Genomic DNA, 1,968 nt, shown 5'->3' on the forward strand with positions numbered 1-1,968 from the left:
GTATGTAAGTATTGATAAAGCGATTACCCATGCTTTTGGGATCTATTTACAATATGACAGAGTTGAAACCAGACTATGATGGTTCAATACTAAAAATGCAGCACCAGATGCATMTGCAGTAKKAGCAAGAACTCATTATGACGCAATCTCCATCTTAGGAGATATTAATTTTTCTAACTTATTAAGAAGAGTTGACAACCATTCCCCTTACAGATGGGCACTTCATGGATATGCAGGTATTGGTACTATTGCCTACAGAGCATACCAGAAAGACGGAAGTAACAAACAGACATTAATGACTGAAATCAAACCTTTCCAATTAGGTTCTCTGTTCTTCCAGGCTGGTACAGGTGTGAAGTTCAAAGTAAACAGAAGAATCGATATTGAAGGTAGATTAATGTATGTGGTAACAGGTGATGATGAATTTGACGGAGGCGGTGATGCTTACAGCGCAATAAACAAGCGTTCTGAGCAGGTTTCTGACAACTTCTTCAATGCCACTTTAGGTCTTTCTTTCAAATTAGGAAAACACGAATCTCACTTAATGTGGCATGACCCACTTCAGGAAATCTATTACAAACTGGATGTACTGGCTAATAAAAACCAGGATATCGAAGTATGTAAAAAAGGAGATGCTGATAACGACGGGGTATGTGACGATTGGGACAGACAGCTTGATACTCCTGCGGGAGCAAGAGTGGACGGTGCCGGAGTTGCACTTGATACAGACCTAGACGGGGTAATTGACCTTTACGATAAGTGTGTTACAGTTCCTGGACCTGTTGAAAACAACGGATGTCCTATCGTTAAAGATCATAAAGAAACCGCTGTAGAAGTAGAAAAAACCCTTAAGGATATTTATTTCAACTTTAATAAAGCTACCATCAGACCTGAATCTAACGAAAAATTGGATCTGGCAGCTTCAATTATTAAAGAAAACGGAGGTAATTATTTGTTAACCGGGCATACAGATATCAAAGGAAATGCAGCCTACAACCTTAGATTGTCTAAAGAAAGAGCAGCTGCTGTAGTAGGAGCTCTTGAAAACAGAGGCATTAATGAAAATGTACTAAAATCAAGAGGAGTTGGTTCTGCTGAAGCAACAATCCCTGCATCAGCTTCAGATGCTGAAAGAATGGCAGATAGAAAAGTTACTGTAAGATTTATAGAAAGTTCAGAATGGGATTCTATCAAAAAGAAAGACTATGAAGATGCTCCTGTAAAAAAAGCAGTAAAAAAAGTTCCTGCTAAGAAAAAGAAGAAATAAATTTCAAATACTTCTTAAACCGAAAAGAATTGCTCTTTTCGGTTTATTTTTTTTCTACTACGAATTTTTTTACATACCTTTATCATTATTTTCAGGACAACTGTGTAAAACACGTTAGTAATCAGCAAGTTTGTTTTGAAAAAAATTAACACATAATCACTTTTTAGCGTAAAAAAATCATTTAAAATAACTTAACTTAAAAAAATAACACTATGAAATTAAGTTTAGCAATTGTTGCATTAGCTTTGGCAATTCCTTCTGCCACTTATGCACAAGACTCAACGGCAGTTTCAAAAGGAGAGTATCCTAATACATTTTCTTCGGGATCTGCTAATGTTTCCCCATTCACCAATCAGTCTAAAAGATTTAACGATTGGTCTATTTCTGCTGGTGTAGGTGTTCCACTTCTTCAGTCAGCAGATTTAACTTCAATCAAAAATGGTAACGGTAAAAACCTTTTTGGGTATTCAGCCTATGTAAGTATTGATAAAGCGATTACCCATGCTTTTGGGATCAATTTACAATATGACAGAGGTGAAACCAGACAAGGATGGTTCAATACTAAAAATGCAGCACCAGATGCATCTGCAGTAGGAGCAAGAACTCAGTATGACGCAATCTCTATCTTAGGAGATATTAATTTTTCTAACTTATTAAGAAGAGTTGATAACCATTCCCCTTACAGATGGGCACTTCATGGA

2 pseudogenes are annotated in these 1,968 nt (G+C 36.6%); both read left to right on the forward strand.

Annotated features, from left to right (window positions below):
- A pseudogene (locus REB14_RS23995) lies at positions 1-1,267 on the forward strand (OmpA family protein); the annotation flags it as partial.
- Between the two features lie 212 nt (positions 1,268-1,479).
- A pseudogene (locus tag REB14_RS24000) lies at positions 1,480-1,968 on the forward strand (OmpA family protein); the annotation flags it as partial.

Origin of the sequence: Chryseobacterium metallicongregator, assembly GCF_031324065.1 — a bacterium.
GTDB lineage: Bacteria > Bacteroidota > Bacteroidia > Flavobacteriales > Weeksellaceae > Chryseobacterium > Chryseobacterium metallicongregator.